The sequence below is a fragment of the Acidaminobacter hydrogenoformans DSM 2784 genome, from assembly GCF_900103005.1.
GTDB classification, from domain to species: Bacteria; Bacillota; Clostridia; order Peptostreptococcales; family Acidaminobacteraceae; genus Acidaminobacter; species Acidaminobacter hydrogenoformans.
Genome location: NZ_FMWL01000024.1, coordinates 12,173 through 31,090, shown reverse-complemented (window position 1 = coordinate 31,090; position 18,918 = coordinate 12,173). Strand labels below are relative to the sequence as shown.

18 protein-coding genes and 1 riboswitch are annotated in these 18,918 nt (G+C 49.8%); of the genes, 6 read left to right on the top strand and 12 right to left on the bottom strand.

Annotation, left to right across the window (positions count from 1 at the left end; genetic code table 11):
- Positions 1-46: 46 nt before the first annotated feature.
- The 3 genes from BLP63_RS15115 to gdhA all read right to left on the bottom strand — a co-directional run bounded on the left by BLP63_RS15115 (position 47) and on the right by gdhA (position 3,706).
- On the bottom strand, positions 47-1,144 hold the full coding sequence (locus tag BLP63_RS15115; RefSeq protein ID WP_092593045.1) for an ImmA/IrrE family metallo-endopeptidase: 1,098 nt from the start codon (positions 1,142-1,144) through the stop codon (positions 47-49).
- 486 nt (positions 1,145-1,630) lie between these two features.
- Entirely contained in the window at positions 1,631-2,116 is a 486-nt protein-coding gene (locus BLP63_RS15105) for a hypothetical protein (protein WP_139159853.1), read from the bottom strand.
- Between the two features lie 252 nt (positions 2,117-2,368).
- Positions 2,369-3,706, bottom strand: coding sequence for an NADP-specific glutamate dehydrogenase (gdhA, locus tag BLP63_RS15100; protein WP_092593039.1), 1,338 nt, complete (start codon positions 3,704-3,706; stop codon positions 2,369-2,371).
- A gap of 567 nt (positions 3,707-4,273) precedes the next feature.
- Here gdhA and BLP63_RS15090 point away from each other — a divergent pair.
- Positions 4,274-4,651 (top strand): hypothetical protein, encoded by a 378-nt coding sequence (locus tag BLP63_RS15090; protein ID WP_092593035.1) that lies wholly within the window; start codon positions 4,274-4,276, stop codon positions 4,649-4,651.
- Between the two features lie 123 nt (positions 4,652-4,774).
- Here BLP63_RS15090 and BLP63_RS15085 read toward each other — a convergent pair whose 3' ends face one another.
- On the bottom strand, positions 4,775-5,983 hold the full coding sequence (locus tag BLP63_RS15085) for a M20 family metallopeptidase (protein ID WP_092593033.1): 1,209 nt from the start codon (positions 5,981-5,983) through the stop codon (positions 4,775-4,777).
- A gap of 332 nt (positions 5,984-6,315) precedes the next feature.
- Here BLP63_RS15085 and BLP63_RS15080 point away from each other — a divergent pair, with 332 nt between their 5' ends.
- From BLP63_RS15080 to BLP63_RS15060, 5 genes are all read left to right on the top strand, one after another.
- On the top strand, positions 6,316-7,335 hold the full coding sequence (locus BLP63_RS15080) for a DUF362 domain-containing protein (RefSeq protein WP_092593031.1): 1,020 nt from the start codon (positions 6,316-6,318) through the stop codon (positions 7,333-7,335).
- Positions 7,336-7,364: 29 nt separating this feature from the next.
- The gene (locus tag BLP63_RS15075; RefSeq protein WP_330387179.1) at positions 7,365-8,222 is read left to right on the top strand and encodes a sugar phosphate isomerase/epimerase family protein; all 858 of its coding nucleotides are present in this window, start codon (positions 7,365-7,367) and stop codon (positions 8,220-8,222) included.
- 20 nt (positions 8,223-8,242) lie between these two features.
- Entirely contained in the window at positions 8,243-8,686 is a 444-nt protein-coding gene (locus BLP63_RS15070) for a hypothetical protein (protein WP_092593029.1), read from the top strand.
- 213 nt (positions 8,687-8,899) lie between these two features.
- On the top strand, positions 8,900-10,258 hold the full coding sequence (locus BLP63_RS15065; protein ID WP_092593028.1) for a Na+/H+ antiporter NhaC family protein: 1,359 nt from the start codon (positions 8,900-8,902) through the stop codon (positions 10,256-10,258).
- A 61-nt stretch (positions 10,259-10,319) separates the two neighbouring features.
- On the top strand, positions 10,320-10,760 hold the full coding sequence (locus BLP63_RS15060) for a hypothetical protein (RefSeq protein ID WP_092593026.1): 441 nt from the start codon (positions 10,320-10,322) through the stop codon (positions 10,758-10,760).
- Between the two features lie 219 nt (positions 10,761-10,979).
- Here the strand turns inward: BLP63_RS15060 and BLP63_RS15055 are convergent, their stop codons facing one another.
- The 8 genes from BLP63_RS15055 to BLP63_RS15020 form a co-directional block, all read right to left on the bottom strand.
- Complete coding sequence (locus BLP63_RS15055; RefSeq protein ID WP_092593024.1) at positions 10,980-11,714, bottom strand: hypothetical protein; 735 nt, start codon at positions 11,712-11,714, stop codon at positions 10,980-10,982.
- Positions 11,715-11,755: 41 nt separating this feature from the next.
- The gene (locus BLP63_RS15050; RefSeq protein WP_092593022.1) at positions 11,756-12,856 is read right to left on the bottom strand and encodes an ABC transporter substrate-binding protein; all 1,101 of its coding nucleotides are present in this window, start codon (positions 12,854-12,856) and stop codon (positions 11,756-11,758) included.
- Positions 12,853-13,671 (bottom strand): ABC transporter ATP-binding protein, encoded by an 819-nt coding sequence (locus BLP63_RS15045; RefSeq protein ID WP_092593020.1) that lies wholly within the window; start codon positions 13,669-13,671, stop codon positions 12,853-12,855. Before BLP63_RS15045 ends, BLP63_RS15050 begins: the two co-directional genes overlap by 4 nt.
- Positions 13,668-14,810: a FecCD family ABC transporter permease gene (locus tag BLP63_RS15040; RefSeq protein ID WP_242870938.1), complete on the bottom strand. Its 1,143-nt coding sequence runs from the start codon at positions 14,808-14,810 to the stop codon at positions 13,668-13,670. The genes BLP63_RS15045 and BLP63_RS15040 overlap by 4 nt, the downstream gene beginning before the upstream one ends.
- Before the next feature lie 3 nt (positions 14,811-14,813).
- Positions 14,814-15,506, bottom strand: a complete 693-nt coding sequence (locus BLP63_RS17240; protein ID WP_092593018.1) for an Ig-like domain-containing protein — start codon at positions 15,504-15,506, stop codon at positions 14,814-14,816.
- A 160-nt stretch (positions 15,507-15,666) separates the two neighbouring features.
- Positions 15,667-15,758, bottom strand: a riboswitch (molybdenum cofactor riboswitch).
- 340 nt (positions 15,759-16,098) lie between these two features.
- Positions 16,099-17,049, bottom strand: coding sequence for an ABC transporter substrate-binding protein (locus tag BLP63_RS15030; protein WP_092593016.1), 951 nt, complete (start codon positions 17,047-17,049; stop codon positions 16,099-16,101).
- 5 nt (positions 17,050-17,054) lie between these two features.
- Positions 17,055-17,705 carry an ABC transporter permease gene (locus tag BLP63_RS15025; RefSeq protein WP_092593014.1) on the bottom strand — a complete coding sequence of 217 codons (651 nt, stop codon included), beginning with the start codon at positions 17,703-17,705 and terminating at the stop codon, positions 17,055-17,057.
- A gap of 21 nt (positions 17,706-17,726) precedes the next feature.
- Positions 17,727-18,833 carry an ABC transporter ATP-binding protein gene (locus BLP63_RS15020; protein WP_092593012.1) on the bottom strand — a complete coding sequence of 369 codons (1,107 nt, stop codon included), beginning with the start codon at positions 18,831-18,833 and terminating at the stop codon, positions 17,727-17,729.
- Between the last annotated feature and the right edge of the window lie 85 nt (positions 18,834-18,918).

Here is an 18,918-nt window from a genome sequence, read left to right as displayed (position 1 = left end):
TGAAAGTAAAATTGAATAGATGTTATTTTTCTTGAATCAACATAGGCTATTCAAAAATTAGTGTGTCGTCTACTTCTGCCCATTCATATTTTACTTTTAAATGATTCAGTTGATTGAATTTGATCCTTTGGTCATGCTGTAAGCGTCCAACTACAATACCGGCAGGAATTGAAATTTTGTCAGCAAAAGAGTTTACTTTATCTTCTGAAAAGTTTCCTTCTGAAACAAATTCATGATAAACAGACTGAGGAATAAGTGAATTCGAAGCAAAATGGTCTGCTTCTGTTTCGTGGCTATCCCGAAGGTTTTCTTCATCATATTGAATAAAGGTTGAATCTTTCTCGTGTAAAACCAAATGTCCAATTTCATGGAATAAGCTAAACCAAAATTTGTCTGCGTCTTTTCCTCTTATGGAAAGTATGATGAAGGCTTTCTGCTTGCTCATCCAAACAGTAGCGCCGTGGGCATAAGTGTTTTTGAGGTGAGGTAGAAAAATAAGCGCAACACCGCAATCACTCAATAATTTTGATAATTTTGGTATGAAGTCTTGTGGTGATTCATTTGCCAAAGCCCGGATTTGCGGCAATACAGAAATTAAACGCCTTTTATTGAAATCTCTCGTTTGTATGTCTCTTCCTTCGAGAAAACCTTTCTGAAGCCAAGCTGATAACGCATATTCTGAAGCTTTTCCGTGATCAACTTTTCTGAACACAGTGGATAATTTATTAATATTTTTAATGTTTTTGAGGGAGGCGACTTCGTAAAATCCTCTTAACTCTTCAACGCGTTCTGCAGGTTTTTTAGTTTGTTTTACCCAGTTTTTATTTGCCATATCTGCATATGGAAATGATTTAACAATTGACGCCTCCGCCTCAAGTTCGCTCTGTTGTTTAAGTTTTGCCAGGTCCTCTTGATAAAGAGATTCAAGGTTATTCCAGAATCGTGCAGGTACGCCAAGAACGCTTTCAAGCTTTAAAGCGGTTTGATGCGTCAAGGCCACTTTGCCATTGATGAGCTGACTGATAAACTTCGTGCTGGATCCCATACGCTCCGCAAATTCCAATTGGCTAATGCAGCGATCTTCCAGCATCTCCTTTATGGTTTCGCCAGGGGGGATTGCAATAATATCAAGTTTATTGGCCATGGTAGTCTTTCACCTCCAAAAGTAAGACAATTTGAATGCCACAAGTGGTATCATTCGAACTTACACGTTCAAGAATAAGCCTAAAAGGGTGTTCCAAGTCTAATGCATACTTTCCGTCATAATTACCTTTTAAAGCATGACATCTGCCAATTTTGTGCTGAATCATTTCCTCGACAGATTCAGAAGCTTTAAGCTCACGTATGCGTCTATGTAAAATTCTAGCGCAATTTAACCCATATGACCTTGTTGCTTTAGATATGTCTATACATTCCTTTTCGAGTGTTTTTGTCTTATAAGTTATGTGCAAACAATCACCTCTAAAAATATTTACCAGTATGGTAAATATATATATCAAAAGTATAATACGATTTGATAACAAAGTCAACGAATGTACTTTCTCAAAAAAATGCCTGCCGATGGTCACGTGATTCACAATAACCATCGGCAGGCGCTCTGATTTTTGTTTTCTGAGTTTTCGTTTGTTCGCTATTCTTCAATCTCGAAATAGCCTGGCTGTTCTTGCCTGATCTCAAGGCTGGTCTCGTATACTACCTTCCCGGTATCCAGCGCCTCAATGGTGAGCAGCACTTTGAAGGCCTTGGCGTCGATTTCATGATTTGGATCCACCGACCAGAAGACCTTGTGTTCGTTGGTTTTGATGTCATTTCCCAGCGTCTCGACGCGCCCCCTCCCCACCGAAATGTTGTGCCATTTGAGGAAGGTGCCTTCTTCAGTGGACCAATGGTAGACGTAATTCTTGTTTTTCAGGTCTCTGGTGAATACCGCTTCGAGGGGGATGCCGGGGGTCGAGGACATGTAGGGGGAGTATTCGAGGATTTCTGGTTTGATGGAGAGTGGGTTGGTGGCTTTTGTGCAGGCGGTTAGGGGGGTGATGGTTGCGAGGAGGAGGCATAGGAGTAGGAGGCTCAGAAGGATGGCTGATATGTCTGTATGGAAAGTGGATTTGTTCATTGGGGACACTTCCTTTTTGATGGCAATCTGCAAAAACGTCTCATGCCATAAATACCTCAAAATTTACATGGAAAACTGTTTGCTTTTAACAAATTAAGATTGTTTTCGTGACCATCGGCATAGTCTTTGTATTTTTTTTGTGTGCCTGCGCCCATTCAAAAGCCACATTTCCCGGTTCGTCCCAGTCCCCCACCATAAGTCCCTGTCCCCCACCACGAGTCCCTGTCCCTCACCATAAGTCCCTGTCCCCAATCAATAATCCCCTTGCAGCATCATAGACTCTGCAATCCTGAGGAAGCTCACAATATTCGCCCCTGCCACCAGGTCATGGCCGTAGCCATACTTGATCGACGCATTCAGCGAATCCCTGTAAATATTATTCATAATCGTCTTCAGGATCGTGTCCACTTCCTCAAAGGTCATACTCTGGCGCATGGAGTTCTGGGTCATTTCCACCGCGGAAATCGCCACGCCGCCCGCATTGCTGGCCTTTGCCGGCGTCAGCAGCACACCCTTGTCCATCAGGTAAGTCATGGCCTCATAGGTAGTCGGCATGTTGGCGCCCTCGCAAACCGCGAGCACCCCGTTCGCAACAAGCATCTTGGCGCTTTCCAGGTCAATGTCGTTCTGGGTCGCGCATGGGAAAGCAATGTCGCACTTCACGCCCCAGATCTTCCTGAGTCCTTCCACATATTTAGCGCTCGGATGATCCTCGAGATATTCCTTGATCCGCCCATGGCGCACTTCCTTCAGGTCAATCATGGCTTTGACGTCAATCCCGGCCGGATCATAGACATAGCCGGCAGAGTCGCTCATCGCAAGAATCTTGACGCCAAATTCCTGGGCCTTGACCGCGGTATACAGCGCCACGTTGCCGGAGCCTGAGATGATCGCCGTCTTGCCCGCCAGCTCTATGAGGTTCTGGTCAAACATGGCCTTTGTAAAGTAAAGCAGTCCAAAGCCCGTCGCTTCCTTGCGGCCCAGGGCCCCGCCGTAAATGACATGCTTGCCCGTCAGGACGCCGGCTTCATAAGCGCCCTTCAGCCTGCGGTACTGTCCAAAGAGATAGCCAATTTCCCTGGCCCCAACGCCAATATCCCCCGCCGGGACGTCCACATCCGGGCCTATGTGCCGGAACAGCTCCGTCATAAAGCTCTGGCAGAAGCGCATGACTTCCGCGTCGCTCTTTCCCTTCGGGTCAAAGTCCGCTCCGCCCTTGCCACCGCCAATAGGCCGGCCGGTCAGCGCGTTCTTGAAGGTCTGCTCAAAGCCAAGAAACTTGAGGATGCTCAGATTAACTGAGGGATGGAAGCGAAAGCCGCCTTTATACGGTCCCCTGACCCCGTTAAACTGGATCCTGTAACCGCGGTTGACAATCAGCTCACCCTTATCATTGGTCCACGGCACCCTGAAAATAATGGTGCGTTCAGGCTCGGCCATCCTTTCCAATATATTGGCCTTCTCAAACTCAGGATGCTGCTCCAGCACCGGCGCAATGGAGTGAAAAACCTCTTCGACGGCCTGAATAAATTCCGGTTCGTGAGAATTCCTTGCTTTGATGCTCTCAATTGCTCTTTCCAGATACGTCATAAGTAACCCTCCTCTAAATGTCATGTCGCGACGCTTTCCAGATTTTCTATTGTAATCAATCCATTGAATAAGCGCTAAACCGTGGATCGTACAAATAAAGCGCAGGTATCGCAAAACTAATAACAATGCTGGGAAATGGATATATAATGCATATTAATACACGAACTTACAAATAATTTTATAAAATGAAGATAAGGACAAAAACGCTGTACACCTTCCAATTAGTTAATTAAATAGCAAACATCAAGCGCCGCTTTTGACATTGTTAAAAATTGCTTATCAGCATGTTTACCCACGCGCTTAATATGTATTCATAAATTATGTTAACTTTTTTTGAAAAATTTTGTGGATATGGGACCATCGGCAGAAGTTTATGTTTTATAAAATGTGAAAAAATTGGAATGCCAAATGCCACAAAGTATTTTTCTTTTTTGCCGATGGTCACCCTCCCCCACCCCTATTTTCCCAACCCGTTATAGAATCTTAATATTTAAATCATAAAAAAGACGTGCAATTCCGGTCTGAATTGCTTAAAATTCTATTATAAACACAACAGGGAGGTCACTCATGGATTCAACGGTTTGGATTATTATTGGCATTATCCTGGTAGGCGCTATTGTTGGCGGCGTATTCTACTACCGCAAGCGCTCCAAGGAGATGTTTCAGATGTTCGAGCAGATGCAGGAGCACGTCAAGCAGGTGCCGAACCAGAAAAGACAAAGCTTCACCCTTCTCATGTTCAGGGAAAGCGTCCGGGCATCAAAGTCCAAGACGCCGGTCAGCCAAAGCCGCTTCAACGATCCCAAGATCCTGGACGCGCAGCTGGTGCAAATGTCCAGCATTTTGAAGGACCGTTCCAAGGTCACGGATAAGCAGATGAAGCAGGCGCTTCAGATGTATGACAGCTACATTGCCTGGCAGAAGAAGAAGAATAAAACGAGCTAAAGCATTTTTTATGAATTACGCATTTCAAAAAGATAAAAACCTGAAGGGGTCACTTCACACTTAACAAGTGCGAAGATCACTTCAGGTTTTTTTACTTTGAGGAACGCTTTATCGCTTATGCTTCTATTCTTCCGGCGGCATGTTGGTAAACCGCTGCACCAGCCTGCAGTAGATGTCCACGCCGTTCATCAGGTCCTCAACGGAAATGTACTCTGCCTCCGTGTGGGCCAGGGACAGATCCCCCGGGCCGTAGACCACTGTAGGGATCTCAGCGTACACTTTGAGCAGCGCCGCGTCCGACCACCCAATCCCCCGGGTGATGCCGGGCTCCCGGTGGATCACGTCTTTGATGGACGCCCTGAGGGCATCGACAATGGGCTCGTTCATTGAAGTAATCATAGGCGGGTGGAAAAGGTCCAGGACGCTCTCCGGCGTCACGCGTATCTGGGCATTGAAGGTGGGATCCTCCGCCTTGATCCGGTCAATGATCTCCTGGTACTCCGCCATCGCGGATTCCTTCGTCTCCCCAGGAATGTAACGCCGGTCCAGACGAATGATGCACTGGTCCGCCACCGTGCTCTGCTCAGTGCCGCCAGTGATGGTCCCAAAGTTCATCACGGACTCCCCCGCGTATTCATCATACTTCTCTTTCAGAATGGGATACAGATCCTGCTTAACCCGGTGGATGAAGGTCATGGCGTGTTCTATGGCGTTGACGCCCTTGTCAGGCCGGCCGCTGTGGGAAGCCTTGCCGCTGATGATGATATCGAACCACTCAAGGCCCCTGTGGCCCACCGCGTATTCGTAATCCGAAGGCTCGCCCACAATGGCGGCATCCGCGCGGATGTTGGACTTGACAATGTACTCTGTCCCCTCGCTCTTGCCTTCCTCGCCTATCACACCGGTGAAGATCACGTCGCCGCCAGGCACATATTCCGCCCGTTTTAAAATAATCAGGGTCATCATGAAGCAGGCCAGCGCGCCCTTCATGTCCACGGCGCCGCGGCCATAGAGCCTCCCGTCTATGATTTCTGCGGCAAAAGGATCAATGACCATATTGTACGGCAGCACCGTGTCGGTGTGGCCGTTGAACATCAGCGAGCGCCCCGTGCCGTTGCCGGAGACGCGGGCTATGACGTTCGCGCGCTCCCCCACTACGGGGTGCAGCACGGAATCAATGCCGTGGTCCTTAAGGTAGGCGTTGATAAAGTCCGCTACCTCTTTTTCCTGGCCGGGGGTATCCTTGTGACTGGGAATTCTGACGAGTGCCTGGGTCAGCTTTACGAGCTCTTCCTCGGTGTAGAAGTCCCTGGGGTTGAATTCGGTTTGCATTACACTTCACTTCCTTTCGCATTGCTATATACTATCATATCAAACATTGTGGGGAATGGCCAATTGGGCATAGGCTTGATCAGGTGTTGGGGCATTGAAAATGCAGCGTTTTGTGGATTGAAAAGATGTGAGATGGGGGTGCTGGTGGTTGTTGAATTACCATCGGCAGCCTCTTCTGCCCTTGTGATAAAAAATTCCTGTGCGTCCTTCTTCTCCTAATGTTGTATAATTGAAGTGACAACGTCGCCTTAGGGTTCGCCTTAGGGTTGACCCCGGGGGTTGGCTTGGGATGGCCCAGAAAGATGAATGAAATGAAAAGAAGGAGTGCTGACATGAGCAAAGTCTATTTCATAGAAAATGAAAGCCTGAATGAAGAGCAGCTGGGCGCCGACGCGCTGGCGCTGCTTAAGAAAGTGGTCGCGGACACCGGCCACACTTTTGAGAAGGAAGTGCCGCTGAAAGTGCATTTTGGTGAAAAAGGCAATGTCACATTTTTGTCTGCCAGATGCTATGAAGACACCATTGCTTACCTGAAAGACGCGGGGGTCGCCCCTTCTTACATAGAAACCAATGTGCTTTACAGGGGGTCGAGGACGACCACGGACAAGCACCTGGAGACGGCGAGGGCCCATGGGTTTACGCAGCTCCCCATCATTATTGCGGATGGAGACCTGGGTACGGAATATGACGAGGTGGAGATTGAGGGGCAGTACCTCAAGAAGTGTAAAATTGGAAAAGACTATGGGAAGTTCAATCAATTTATTGTCATGAGCCATTTTAAAGGCCATATCCAGGCGGGCTTTGGCGGCGCGTTGAAGCAGCTGGCTATGGGCTTTGCGGCGAGGGGCGGCAAGCTGGAGCAGCATGCGGGCATAGCGCCGGTGGTCAAAGCGGAAAAATGTATCGCCTGCGGTTTGTGTGTTGAGAAATGCGACTTTGACGCGATTGCGCTCACGGATGTGGCGTTGATTGATCAGGATAAGTGTGTGGGCTGCGCGGGCTGTATAGCGGTTTGTCCGGAAGGTGCGATTCGCAATTCCTGGTCTGGCTCCAATTTCCTGGAGAAGCTCGCAGAATATGCTTATGGGGCCGCCAAGGGCAAGGACATTATTTATATCTCATTTATTTCTAATGTCACCGAGGAATGCGACTGCACCGGGATTCACATGAAGCCTATTGCTGAGAATATTGGGGTGCTCGCGAGCAAAGACCCCGTGGCGCTGGATACGGCGTGCCTGGATCTGCTGCAGCAGTGCAGCGGCAAGAAGTTATTTGACAATGGCAGGGTGTCCCTGGGACACGCCGAAAAGATTGGGCTTGGCAGTATGGCGTATGAGCTGGTGGCGCTTTAGGCGGGCGCTTTTGAAGGAGTGCTGTTGTTTTGAACCAAAACTATTGGCAGAGCTATAATCAGAAATCTATGTTGAAAAACAAAGCTGGCATTTTCTCCTGGTACGGCTTTGTCATGCCCTTCGAGAAGCGGATCGAGCTGATCCGTCAGGCGGGCTTTGGGGCTACCTCCCTTTGGTGGGAGGACGAAGACATGCCCTACCCAACTAAGCGCGAGGACATGCCGCGGCTGGTCCGGGAAGCGGGGCTTTTCCTTGAAAACATTCACGTGCCGTTTAACGATTCGGACGCCCTCTGGTCAGAGAATAACAAGGACCGGGAGACGGTGGTCAAGCGTCATCTTGAGTGGCTTCAAGACTGCGCGCAGCACCAGATTCCCATGATGGTGATGCACCTCAGTGACCGTCCGGATTCAGAGGCTTCCATGAGGCAGGGGCTCAAGAGTCTTGAAGTCCTGACACGGGCTGCGGAGGCGCTCGGTGTTGTGATTGCCGTTGAGAATACGCGGCACAATGACCGGGTGCGTTTTATCCTTGAAAGCCTGCCGTCAGAGTCGCTGGGTTTTTGCTTTGACAGCTCCCACCATCTGCTGACGGACCGGGGGTGCTTCAAGCTTCTTGAGGATTTTGGAAGTCGTCTGGCGGCTACCCACATTTCTGACAATGATGGCCTTGAAGACCGGCACTGGCTTCCTGGTCATGGCGTAATTGACTGGCAAGGCGTGTCCAGGGCGTTTCCGCTGGGCTACAGCGGCTGTTTGACCCTGGAGGTAAGTCCTACCCAGGAGGAGCGTCAAGGCACGCCACAGGCGTTTTTGGAGCGGGCTTACCAGAGGGTTGCGGCGGTGGGTGGGCTGATTGCGGAGACCCGCGGACCTGAGATTAAGTAACATCAAAGAGGGTGTGCAGATTGAATGTTTTTGATGAAAACGGTCAGCTGATTAAATCCTACAAAATGCTGGTGGTCTGGATGGCAGGCTATATAGTCTTGTTGATTGCCGCAGTGGTAGTCCTTGATCTCCTCGAACCTTACATTGGCGTAAAAGCACTTGTTCAGGTCATGCTGCATTTGACAAATGTTTTCCTACTGGCGCTCTTTTGGATGATTTACAGGACACAGCGGGTCTACTACATCAATTACGTGCGCTACAAAGACGCGGCTACGGCAACGGAGGAAGAAAGAAAGGCTTTTGCGCTTAAGCACTTTGAAACCTTTAGCAGAGCCGCGCTGCTCTTCCTGACGTATGGCGGTTTTTCTTTTCTGCTGTCACTTCCCTCCTGGCTGGACACGTTGGTGTACTGCGTGGTTTTGATTGGGGCGGCGGTCAAGACCGTGCCTTATAAGCTGAATTAATGAAGTGTTGGATTGGGTGTTTGGTTGGGGACAGTCCCCAACCAGATTTTCAGGCGGTGCCTGTCCCCGACCAAACGTTCAGGCAGTGCCTGTCCCCAACCAAACGCTCCCTCCCCAAAAGGGCTGCCGGTGATCACTCAAGCCTTTCCCGCCGCAGCTTGATTTAAATCATAAATTTTCGTTTTTTCTGTTTTACAAGGAGGCCACCCTTACATGACGCTTATCATTGGTATGAGCATTACCTTTTTCTTTTTAGTCTATTCTGTCGTCAACGGCATTTTCGTTGGACTCCCCCTCGCTGCAGGATTCCTGATCTTTGCCGGGATTGCCCGAACACATGGCTTTGCATGGCGTGAAATCCTGAAAATGTCCTATGAGGGCGGAAAAAGAGCTTACATAGTTCTCATCATCTTTATTCTCATAGGCGCCATCACCGGTGTATGGATGTCCGCCGGTACCGTCCCAGGCGTGGTCTATTACGGGATCCAGCTCATAAATCCAAAATTCTTTGTTCTGTACGCCTTTGTGCTGAGCGCCATGGTGTCCTTTTTACTCGGGACATCCCTTGGCACCGTAGGCACGGTAGGCATTGCACTGATCGTTATGGCCAAAAGCGGGAGCGTCAACCCTGACATTGCGGCAGGCGCCATTATCGCTGGCGCCTATTTTGGAGACCGGTGCTCCCCCATGTCCTCCAGCGCCAACCTCGTGGCCAATCTGACGGGCACATCTCTCTTTCAGAACATTAAAATCATGTTCAAAACCGGTTTCTGGCCGCTTCTTGTCTCCATAGGGCTGTTCGGACTGCTGTCTCTAAGCCAGCCCCTCAGCTTCACTGGCGTCAGCATTGACTACGATATTGCGAGGACCTTTGACCTGCGCAGCTTTGTTTTGCTGCCCGCGGCAATTATTTTGCTTCTCTCCGCTTTCAAGGTAAACGTCCGATTGTCTATGCTCCTCAGTATTCTGGCGGCAATCGTGGTAAGTGTCGCAGTCCAGGGCTACAGCTTGCCCGAAGTCCTGAAGTTCTCAGTCACCGGCTTTGACCTACCACCGGCCAATCCTTTAGCGGCCATTCTAAACGGCGGCGGAATCCTCTCCATGTGGAAAGCAGCCTTTGTCGTTTATGTTTCCTGTGCCCTCGCCGGCATATTCCAGGACACAAATCTCCTAAGCGGCATTGAGACCTTCTTCAGCCGGCCAAAGTCGCGAAGCGGCCTGTTCCTCAACACAACGGCTGTCAGCCTCCTCACGGGCGCTATTGGCTGCAATCAATCCATTGCTACAGTGCTGACCAATCACATCATGACTAAAGCCTACCGGGCCCGTCAACTGGATCAGACAGAGATTGCCGCCGACCTTGAAAATACCGGCATTGTACTTTCCGCCCTGATCCCATGGAACCTCGCCTCTTTCGTGCCCACCCTGACCCTGGGCGTCAGCAGCACGCACTACATTCCTTACGCGTTTTACCTCTACCTGCTTCCCGTCATGACTTTTATGGCACTAAAACTGAAAGAGAATACAAGGGGGAATACAAGGGGGACTGTCCCTAATGATTTCTTAAGTTAGAACTTTTGGGCGTGGATATAGGGTTAAATTAACTCAGCTATTACATTATTATGGAGGAATCATGAGTAACGCTATGAAATTTAACATTATTCAGGTAATAACCTGGTCTATTGCAGCAATTTGTTTGATTATAATATTTGTTTCGGGAGATACTATTGAGGCGTGGGGGGATAATAAAAACAAAACTCTACTTCTGTCGATTATATTTTTGATTGGTTTTGGAACGGATTTTGTGTTGAGGGTATTGGAAAAATCTAAAAAATGGAATTTTAAGAGAGTTGAAAGAGATATAGCAATCCAGTATCAATCTCAAAGTATTGGATTTGTTTTAGTATTAATTTATGTTTTCATTCTAAGCATCAGTCTGTACGTCTATTATGAAGAAAGTGGATTTATACCAGTAGGATGGGTTTGGTTTATTGCCTATAGTACAATAGTATTTGCAAACCTTTCATCTGGTTATTCATCATTATTATTATATTTAAAGCAAGGATCTTATTGAAGCACCCATGACAGAAGTCACGGGTGAACGCGTTTATTTAATCAAGAACGACTGTATTATTAGAGACTTCAACTTAAAAAGCTGCTAAAGGTCAAAAGACCATCGGCAGCTTTTTTCCATTCAAACAGTTTGGTTGGGAACCGTCCCCATTGATTCACGGGGGACAGTCCCCAATGATTTCCGCACACGGGGGGACAGTCCCCAATGATTCCCAATGATTCAATAGCTCCTGCACCCGCCCTTATCCAGCGTCTTCCACCCTGCCCCATCTTCCCTGTGCACCAAAATCGTCCGGTCCCAGTTCAGATAGAGCATCTTGACCATGTCTTCACTCAGTGTTATATCCGCCGTGTCATCTATAACAGTACCATCAAGGCCGCACACCCGCCGGGCACCTGTGAGCTTTTTCAGCTCCGCCGCTGTAAGGCTGTCCCCTGCTGCGCCGGCATAGATCTTGCCTTTGACTCTGCCATCATGACCGGATAAACGGAGTCCAACACCCGCTATTGCGCCTATCACACCGCCGCCGGTACCGCCATGCTCGGACAAATGGACCTTTGTCGATTCAGCCAATTCATAGGCCATGGCTTTCGTTACCAGGCCCGCTTTGGCCTGCTTTCCAAAAGCAATGAGCTGCGCCATCCCCTGAATGTGATCCAGTGCGGCGACACAAAGACCGGGGTCTGACCCCGCCTCACTGACTTCAAGCAGGTGTTCCTGCGCCAAAGTGATGACTTGCTCCAGAGAGCCCTCCGCAAGCGCTGCTTCAAAGCACATGGCGCTGTTGTGGGAGGTGTAGGGAACATCGGCGTGGACGTAGAGCTGGTGTCTGGTGATGTACTGGGTCGTGCCAAACCCACTGGCTTCAATTTTCTGCCTGAGGGCTTCCGCGTGGTGTCCCGTGCCGGGGGTTCCCAGACGGTCAGTGTCATCTATGGCTATCAATACTTTCATCACATGCCTCCTCGCGCCTCCGAAAAAATAGGAAGCGGCCGTTATGAAGTCTTCGCTGCGCGCATCCCAACGCCAGACAGGATCTCTTCTATTTCCTCTGGTGTAAAGTCAAGACCGAAAAATGTCTTATAGTAATCTGCCGTAAACTGAACCATATCCAGGTCCTCAAACTTTTCCGGATAAAAATACTGAGCTAAATAGAGCACCGCCATAGGCGTTTCTATGGATCCAGGGTGTCCCCACCTGGAAATGCCTACAGGAAGCGTAAAGACCTGACCTGACTGTACCGCTTCAAGGCCCTGCCACTTGGCGTCTGTCAAAATATAAGACGTGACCAGGTGCTCGTTGGCTATGATGGCCTCAGGCCTCCAGCCGTAGATTTCTTCAAGGGTTACAAACGTCTTCTCGTCCGACAGTGCGGCTCCCGCTTCCGCGGACACGTTGATCAGGCCTGCGAGGGCCGTAATTTCCGCTTGAATGCTGCCCTTGGCATCTGTCCTTGTCGCTTCATTGACGGCATGATAGATGCGGACGCGCTCTTCAGCAGGAATGTCGCTGATGCGGGACTGGGCCCAACCAATCGTGTCCTCGTAAAAATCAAGATAAGCCTGAGCGGCTTCCTGGCGGTTCAGGACTTCGCCCAAAACCTCAATGGAACGCTTTTGTTCTTCTATGTTGGTGTAATCGATCACTATGTAGGGAATGCCTGCCTTGTCCATTTTTTCTGTCTCTGCCCCGCTGAGGGCTATGGAATGGCGGATCAGCGCGAGCTCTGCGCCGGAGGCAATCAGCTCCTCAACGTTGATGACGCCTGTGGCTGAGGGCACGCTGAGAGACCCAATGTCCGGGCGCTTCAGCTGCATCAGCTGGTCGCGCTTGAGGCCTTCCACGAGGGCTACAATTTGGTCCTGAGTGTCGAGAAGGGTCATGCTGTGGCCTGCGTAGGCGTACAGACAGGCAATTTTCAGATCACCCACGGGGATTTCAACGGTTCTGCCATCGCAGTCCACAATGGTTCGGGTATCGGCCGGCTCTGCCGGTGTTGGCCCAGCCGGGGCTGACATGGGGGTGCAGGCGGTGAGGACTATGACCATCGGCAAAAGGACGGTGGAGAGGAGTCGCTGGAGCCATTGTTTTTTCAAATCGCTTCCCTCCTATGGTGGGGGACAGCCATGATGTAGCTGTAGGGCAGGCCATCCATGACGCCGGTGTGGGTGACGACTTTGGTGTGGTAGAGGCGTTCAATGGTGTCGCTGGACAGAATCCTGGACGGCTGGCCCTGGGCGATCAGGCGGCCCTGCTCCATGATGCCAACCCGGACCGGGACGCCGCTGTTTTCAAAGTAAAGCGGGTGATTGAGGTCGTGGGTGGTCAGCATGAAGGACAGACCCTCGGACACCGTGAGGCTGCTGATCAGATTCAGGATTTCATTCTCATTCTTAAAATCCAGGTGTGAGGTGGGCTCGTCCATAATAATCAGCCGCGATTTCTGGGCCAAGGCCCGGGCAATCATGACGAGCTGAAGCTCGCCGCCGCTGATCTGGGTGTACGGCTTTTGGGCAATCTCGGAAAGGCCCACGAGATCAATGGCGTGTTTGGCGATTTCCCGGTCCTGCCTGCCAGGGCTGGAAAAGGTGCCCGTGGCGAAGGTGCGGCCCATCAGCACAATCTCAAACACCGAATACGGAAAGGTCTTGGCGTGGAGCTGGGGCACAAAGGCGACCTGCGAGGCGACTTCGTAGGGCTTCAGGGTCTGAATGACCTCGCTGCCAAGGCTGATGCTCCCGGATTTCAGCGGATGCTGGCCCAGAACGCAGTCGATCAGGGTCGTCTTGCCGCAGCCGTTGGGGCCAAGCAGGCAGTAGATCTCCCCTGGTGCAACTTTCAGGCTGATGCCACGCAGGGTCTGCGCCGCGCCATAAGAAAAGCTCAGGTTGTCTATACTTAGTAGTGTCATACCCAATTCTCCCCTTTGGTACGTTTTAAGAGATAAATAAAGAACGGTCCCCCCACCAGCGCCGTGACAATGCCAAGCGGGATTTCCGCGCCGGTCAGTGTCCTGCAAATGGTGTCCACCAGCAGCATGAAGCTGGCGCCTAAGGAGATGGAGGCCGGGATCAGCTTTCTGTTGTCGTTGCCCACCAGCATACGTCCCACATGAGGAATGACGAGGCCAATCCAGCCCACCACGCCGCTGACGCTCACCGCGCCGGCAGTGGCCAGTGTCGCGAAGCCAATCAAAAAGAACTTCATAACTTTGACATTAATGCCAAGGCTCCGGGCTTCCCGGTCGCCCATGGAGACCACGTTGAGCCGGAAGCTGAGGAGGATGAGCCCCACCAGCCCAAGGCCCATGGGGATGCTGCTCATCAGGATGTCCTGGCTCCTGGCGGCGCTGAGGCTGCCCATAAGCCAGAACGTGATGGCCGGGAGCTTGTTCAGTGGATCCGCCACGTATTTCACCAGCTGCAGCAGCGCGGAGAAAATGGAAGAAATCACCGTGCCCCCCAGCACCAGCATAATGGTCGAGGTCGAGGCGGACTTGTAGACCCTGCCCACCAGATAGCTGGCCGCTACGGCGACGACGCCAAAGGCAAAGGCAAAAACGGGGGTCCACATAGTCCCGAACAGTAGAATGGAGATCGCGGCCCCAAAGCCTGCTCCGGAGGAAACGCCCAGGATCCCGGGGCTCGCCAGCGGATTTCGAAACAGCGCCTGATACGCCGCGCCGGAAACTGCCAGCGCGCTGCCGGTAGCCATGGCGAGGAAGGTCCTGGGCAGCCGGATCTCCATGACAATGGTAAAGAGATCCGTTGAAACCAGAGGTGCCTGACCCGTTACCACGCGAAATAGAATCTCGAAGACCGTCCCGGCTGGGATCTCAAACCTGCCCGTGCTCATGGAAATCACCGCCATGATGACAGGTAAAACCCCAAAGACCAGGACGTCAAGGCCCCATTTCAGAGTCAGGTTCAGTTTGAGTGTTCGCCTTACTTGATCTCTGTGATTTATCTGATCTGTCTGATCTGTCTGTTTTATTTGAGCTGTTTGATCTGTTTTATCTATTTTATTTATTCGATCTGCCTGAACTGTCATAGGCTACGAACGCTTTTTCTTGATCCCAAACCAGGCCACAAGAATGACAGCAACCGCTGCGGCTATGATAAAGCCCGTGGAGGATTGTCCGGCGTCTTCCGTGGCTTCCGCAGCTTCAGCAGTTTCTTCGACAGCAGGTGCTTCTGCTGCTGGCGCTTCCGTGGCAACGGGTTCCGCTGTGGCTGTTTCTGCAGCTGCTTCTGCAGCCGCGTCTGCTGCTGCACCATCACCAACTGTAGTAAAGCTGATCGTCACATCCTCCGCCAGGCTCGCCCCGCTCTTGGAAGTCAACGCTTTGCTGATGGTTACTATGTACTGCGTCCCCGCCTCGAGCTCTGCCGATGGTCTCACAACCACATCATTCTTCTTCTCCGGCTCAACCTGGGAATCCGCCATGATGACTTCAAACCCTACCTCTCCACCATCCTTTTTCTCAAGGGCGAAGCACGTCAGGTTGGCCTCTTTGACGCTGAGGTCTGTCACATTCTTGCTGAACACCATAGTAATCTCGGGGGTCAGACCCACTTCAGTCTGTCCGTCCATAACTGTAGATGAAACCAGAGTGAGGGGCTCTGTGCTGTTGCCGCCAGTTCCGCCTCCCGTACCGCCACCACCACCGCCGCTGGCCATGGATATGGTCGCGGGCAATAACAAGAGCGCTAATAGAAGGCTTGCAAGGATAAATACTTTTTTCATGATGTCGACCCCTTTACAATTTTGTGGATCACTGCCCCCAAACTAACCTACGCGACTGTTTTCGAGCAAAAAAAAGACACTCGGAAAGTCGAGTGTACACAATGTGCCCATGAAGCATCCATTCATAAAATAGTGCTTCCAGGGACACGCCTTTAGACTCTTTCTTTCCAATACGGGAGGCCGGGGGATTTCTCCCAGGACCCTGGTTGGTGGCCATAGCGGTTTAGACGCCTTAGGCCATTCAACTCGAAATGAGCGCGCTATTCAGTTGAGGGTGATGATTTGTCTAAAGTATAACATAGTCATGAGGGCAGTTAAAGACACAAAGCTTAAAACTGCGGTATGCTGCGGGTTTAGTCACCTTGAACAGTCTGGTTGGGCACTGTCTCCAATGATTTCGCACACGGGGAACCGTCCCCACTGAATCAAAAGGAATCAAAAGGAACCGTCCCCAATGATTTCCCAATGATTCCCCCAATGATTCCCCCAATGATTAAAAGATGCCGATGGTCATTGAATCACCATTGGCATCTGTGTTTTGAACTTGAATCATTATATCCCCATATCTCCCAGCGGAATCAAGATAAAACTTCTAATCCAGCAGTCCTTCTTCTTTTAGAAATTCAATTGCCACTTCCTGATGATCCCTATGATTGATGTCGACTTCATAATTAAGTCGCCTGATGGTTTCCACATCAATCTTACCAGAGAGTTGAGAGAGGATCTCCGCCACTTCCGGCGCTTTTTCCAAAGTAGAGAGGTTGACCGCATAAGCCGCTTCAAATGGCGGATATAGGTTGCGGTCATCTTCAAGCCAAACAAGATCATAGGCGTGAATTCGAGCATCTGTCGAATAGGCGACGCCTACATCCACTTGTTCATCCCGGATGGCTTGATACAAAAGGTTGATCTGCATTGTGACTGTATCTTTAAACGGTTCAAGTTCATACGTAGCCAGCAAAGGCTGATAGCCGTCAATCTCACGATCCAAATAGGCATCATCCATACCAATAATGAGATCTGCGGAATAGTCCCTTAGATCCGAAACAGTTTTGAGATTGTATTCTTCCGCCATAGAGCGTCTGACGGTTATGGCATAGGTGTTTTCATAACCAAGCGGTTCGAGCCACTGGCGGTCAAGTGTCTCAAGTGCGTTTTCCTTTACAAACTCGTAAACCACTCTGGCATCTCTCCACTTTGGATCCTTTAAGTCGCCAGCTTTATCTGAATATTTCGGGTGCAGCAACCCTGTAGCGCCCCCAGTGAAAAACAGGCTGGCAATATCCACATCTCCCGTCTGCATGGCTTGGTCCAATACAACGGCTGAAGCTAAACGTGAGACCACTTCTACATTATAATCCGTTTGGTCTTCTATAAGGGCTTCTGCCATATAGGCCATTATGATGACCTCCGCATAATTCTGTGCCCCTATTTTCAAGGTGACCTCCTCCGATTGCTGCGAACACCCTGTCAGCAGCACACCAACAAGGGCTATTATCAACAGGACGCTGGTGATTCGCTTCATAGAAAGATAAACCATCATACTATTCACTCCTTTGACTGCTTTTTTCTGATGCCCCGAGGGGTTAGCAGATGTTCCAACTGCCCAAGCATCAAGTCTGCCAACAGAGCCAACCCTGCAGCTGGAATGGCACCGCTCAGGATCAGGTTGTAGTTGATGTTGTTTAGTCCGGCCCAAATCAGTTGTCCCAGTCCACCACCGCCTATGAAGGCTGCCAGTGTCGCCCAGCCAATCAGTATAACGAAAGTTGTTCGGATGCCCGCGAGAATAATGCTCAATGCAAGCGGCAGCTCAATGGAATAAAGAACTTGAAAGTCAGTCATACCCATGCCGCGGGCGCATTCAATCAATGAAGGCTGCACTTTGTTTATGCCAGTGTACGTGTTTCTCATTATGGGCATCAACGCGTAAAGAAAGAGCGCTGCTATAGCGGGTTTGTTCCCTATACCGAGGACTGGCAGCATAAACGCAAGAAGCGCCAAACTCGGTATGGTCATAATTATATTGCCAATTCCGAGGACGATTTTTGCGATCCTTTCATATCTTGTGAGGAGAATCCCTATGGGTATAGCCACCAGCATGGCCAGCAACAATGCACTTGACGCGATGAAGAGATGTTCTAATGCCCTTGCCGCAATACGGGAGGAATTGTTTATCATATACTGAAACAGGGACATGGTCACGCCTCCCTTTTTTTCCTACAAATAATCCAGGACAAAGTTAACCACTCTTGCACGTGTGACAATACCTTTAACTTTACCGCTCTTATTGACGACGGGTATAAACCTCAGATTATTTTCTACCATCAGTCGAACGACTTCTTTAACGCTATCTGACTCTTCAACGGTTGGCCATTCAATCATAATCTCCTGAAGTGCATTGACTTTATTCAAATTTTTTTGAATACTGCTGACTTCAACCACACCCATATAATGTAATTCCCTGTCAATGATCAGAAGGCTGTCAACGCCCTCTTCACGCATAGTTTCGATTCCCTGGTGAAGCCCTTTGTCATATTCCATGCAAACTGGCTTGCGGAGCATGACCTCACTGGCTACGACCAATTCGGGCTGTCGGATCAATCGTTCTTCACCTATAAAACTCCTGACAAATGCATTGGCTGGCTGACGGAGGATCTCTTCCGGACTGGCGACTTGTATGATTTCCCCATCTTTCATGATGACAATCCTATCAGCAATTTTTAGTGCTTCATCCATATCATGTGTGACGAAAATGATCGTTTTATTGACCATTTTCTGGAGGCGTTTCAGTTCATCCTGAAGCTGCTCGCGTGTAATTGGATCCAAAGCGCCAAAAGGTTCATCCATTAGCATAACTTCAGGTTCTGCTGCCAGCGCCCTAAGAACGCCAATTCTCTGCTGCTGACCACCGCTGAGCTCATTGGGATAACGGTCCCGGTAAAAGGCAGGATCCATGTCTACCATTTCCAGAAGATCATCAACAATTTTGTTGATTCTGGATGTTTCCCATTTCTTGAGTCGCGGCACAGTGGCAATGTTGCTGGCCACCGTGCGGTGTGGAAAAAGTGCAATATCCTGAATAACATAGCCAATTTGGCGCCTGAGCTCCACCGCGTTCATATCGTTGGTGTCTATGCCGTTGATGATAATTTTTCCAGAGGTCGGTTGAATAAGGCGATTTACCATTTTGAGGGTCGTGGTTTTACCGCATCCACTTGGACCAATAAAGACGACCATTTCGCCCTTGTTAATGGTTAGGTTCAGGTTGTTGACAGCTTTGACATTTCCATTATAGATTTTGCAGACGTCAACAAAGGTCACCATAACAACACCCCTCTTTACAAATCGATTTCAGATCCCTTGGGTAAAATTGCATATAAGCATAATACGCAGAAACTCAGTATATTTT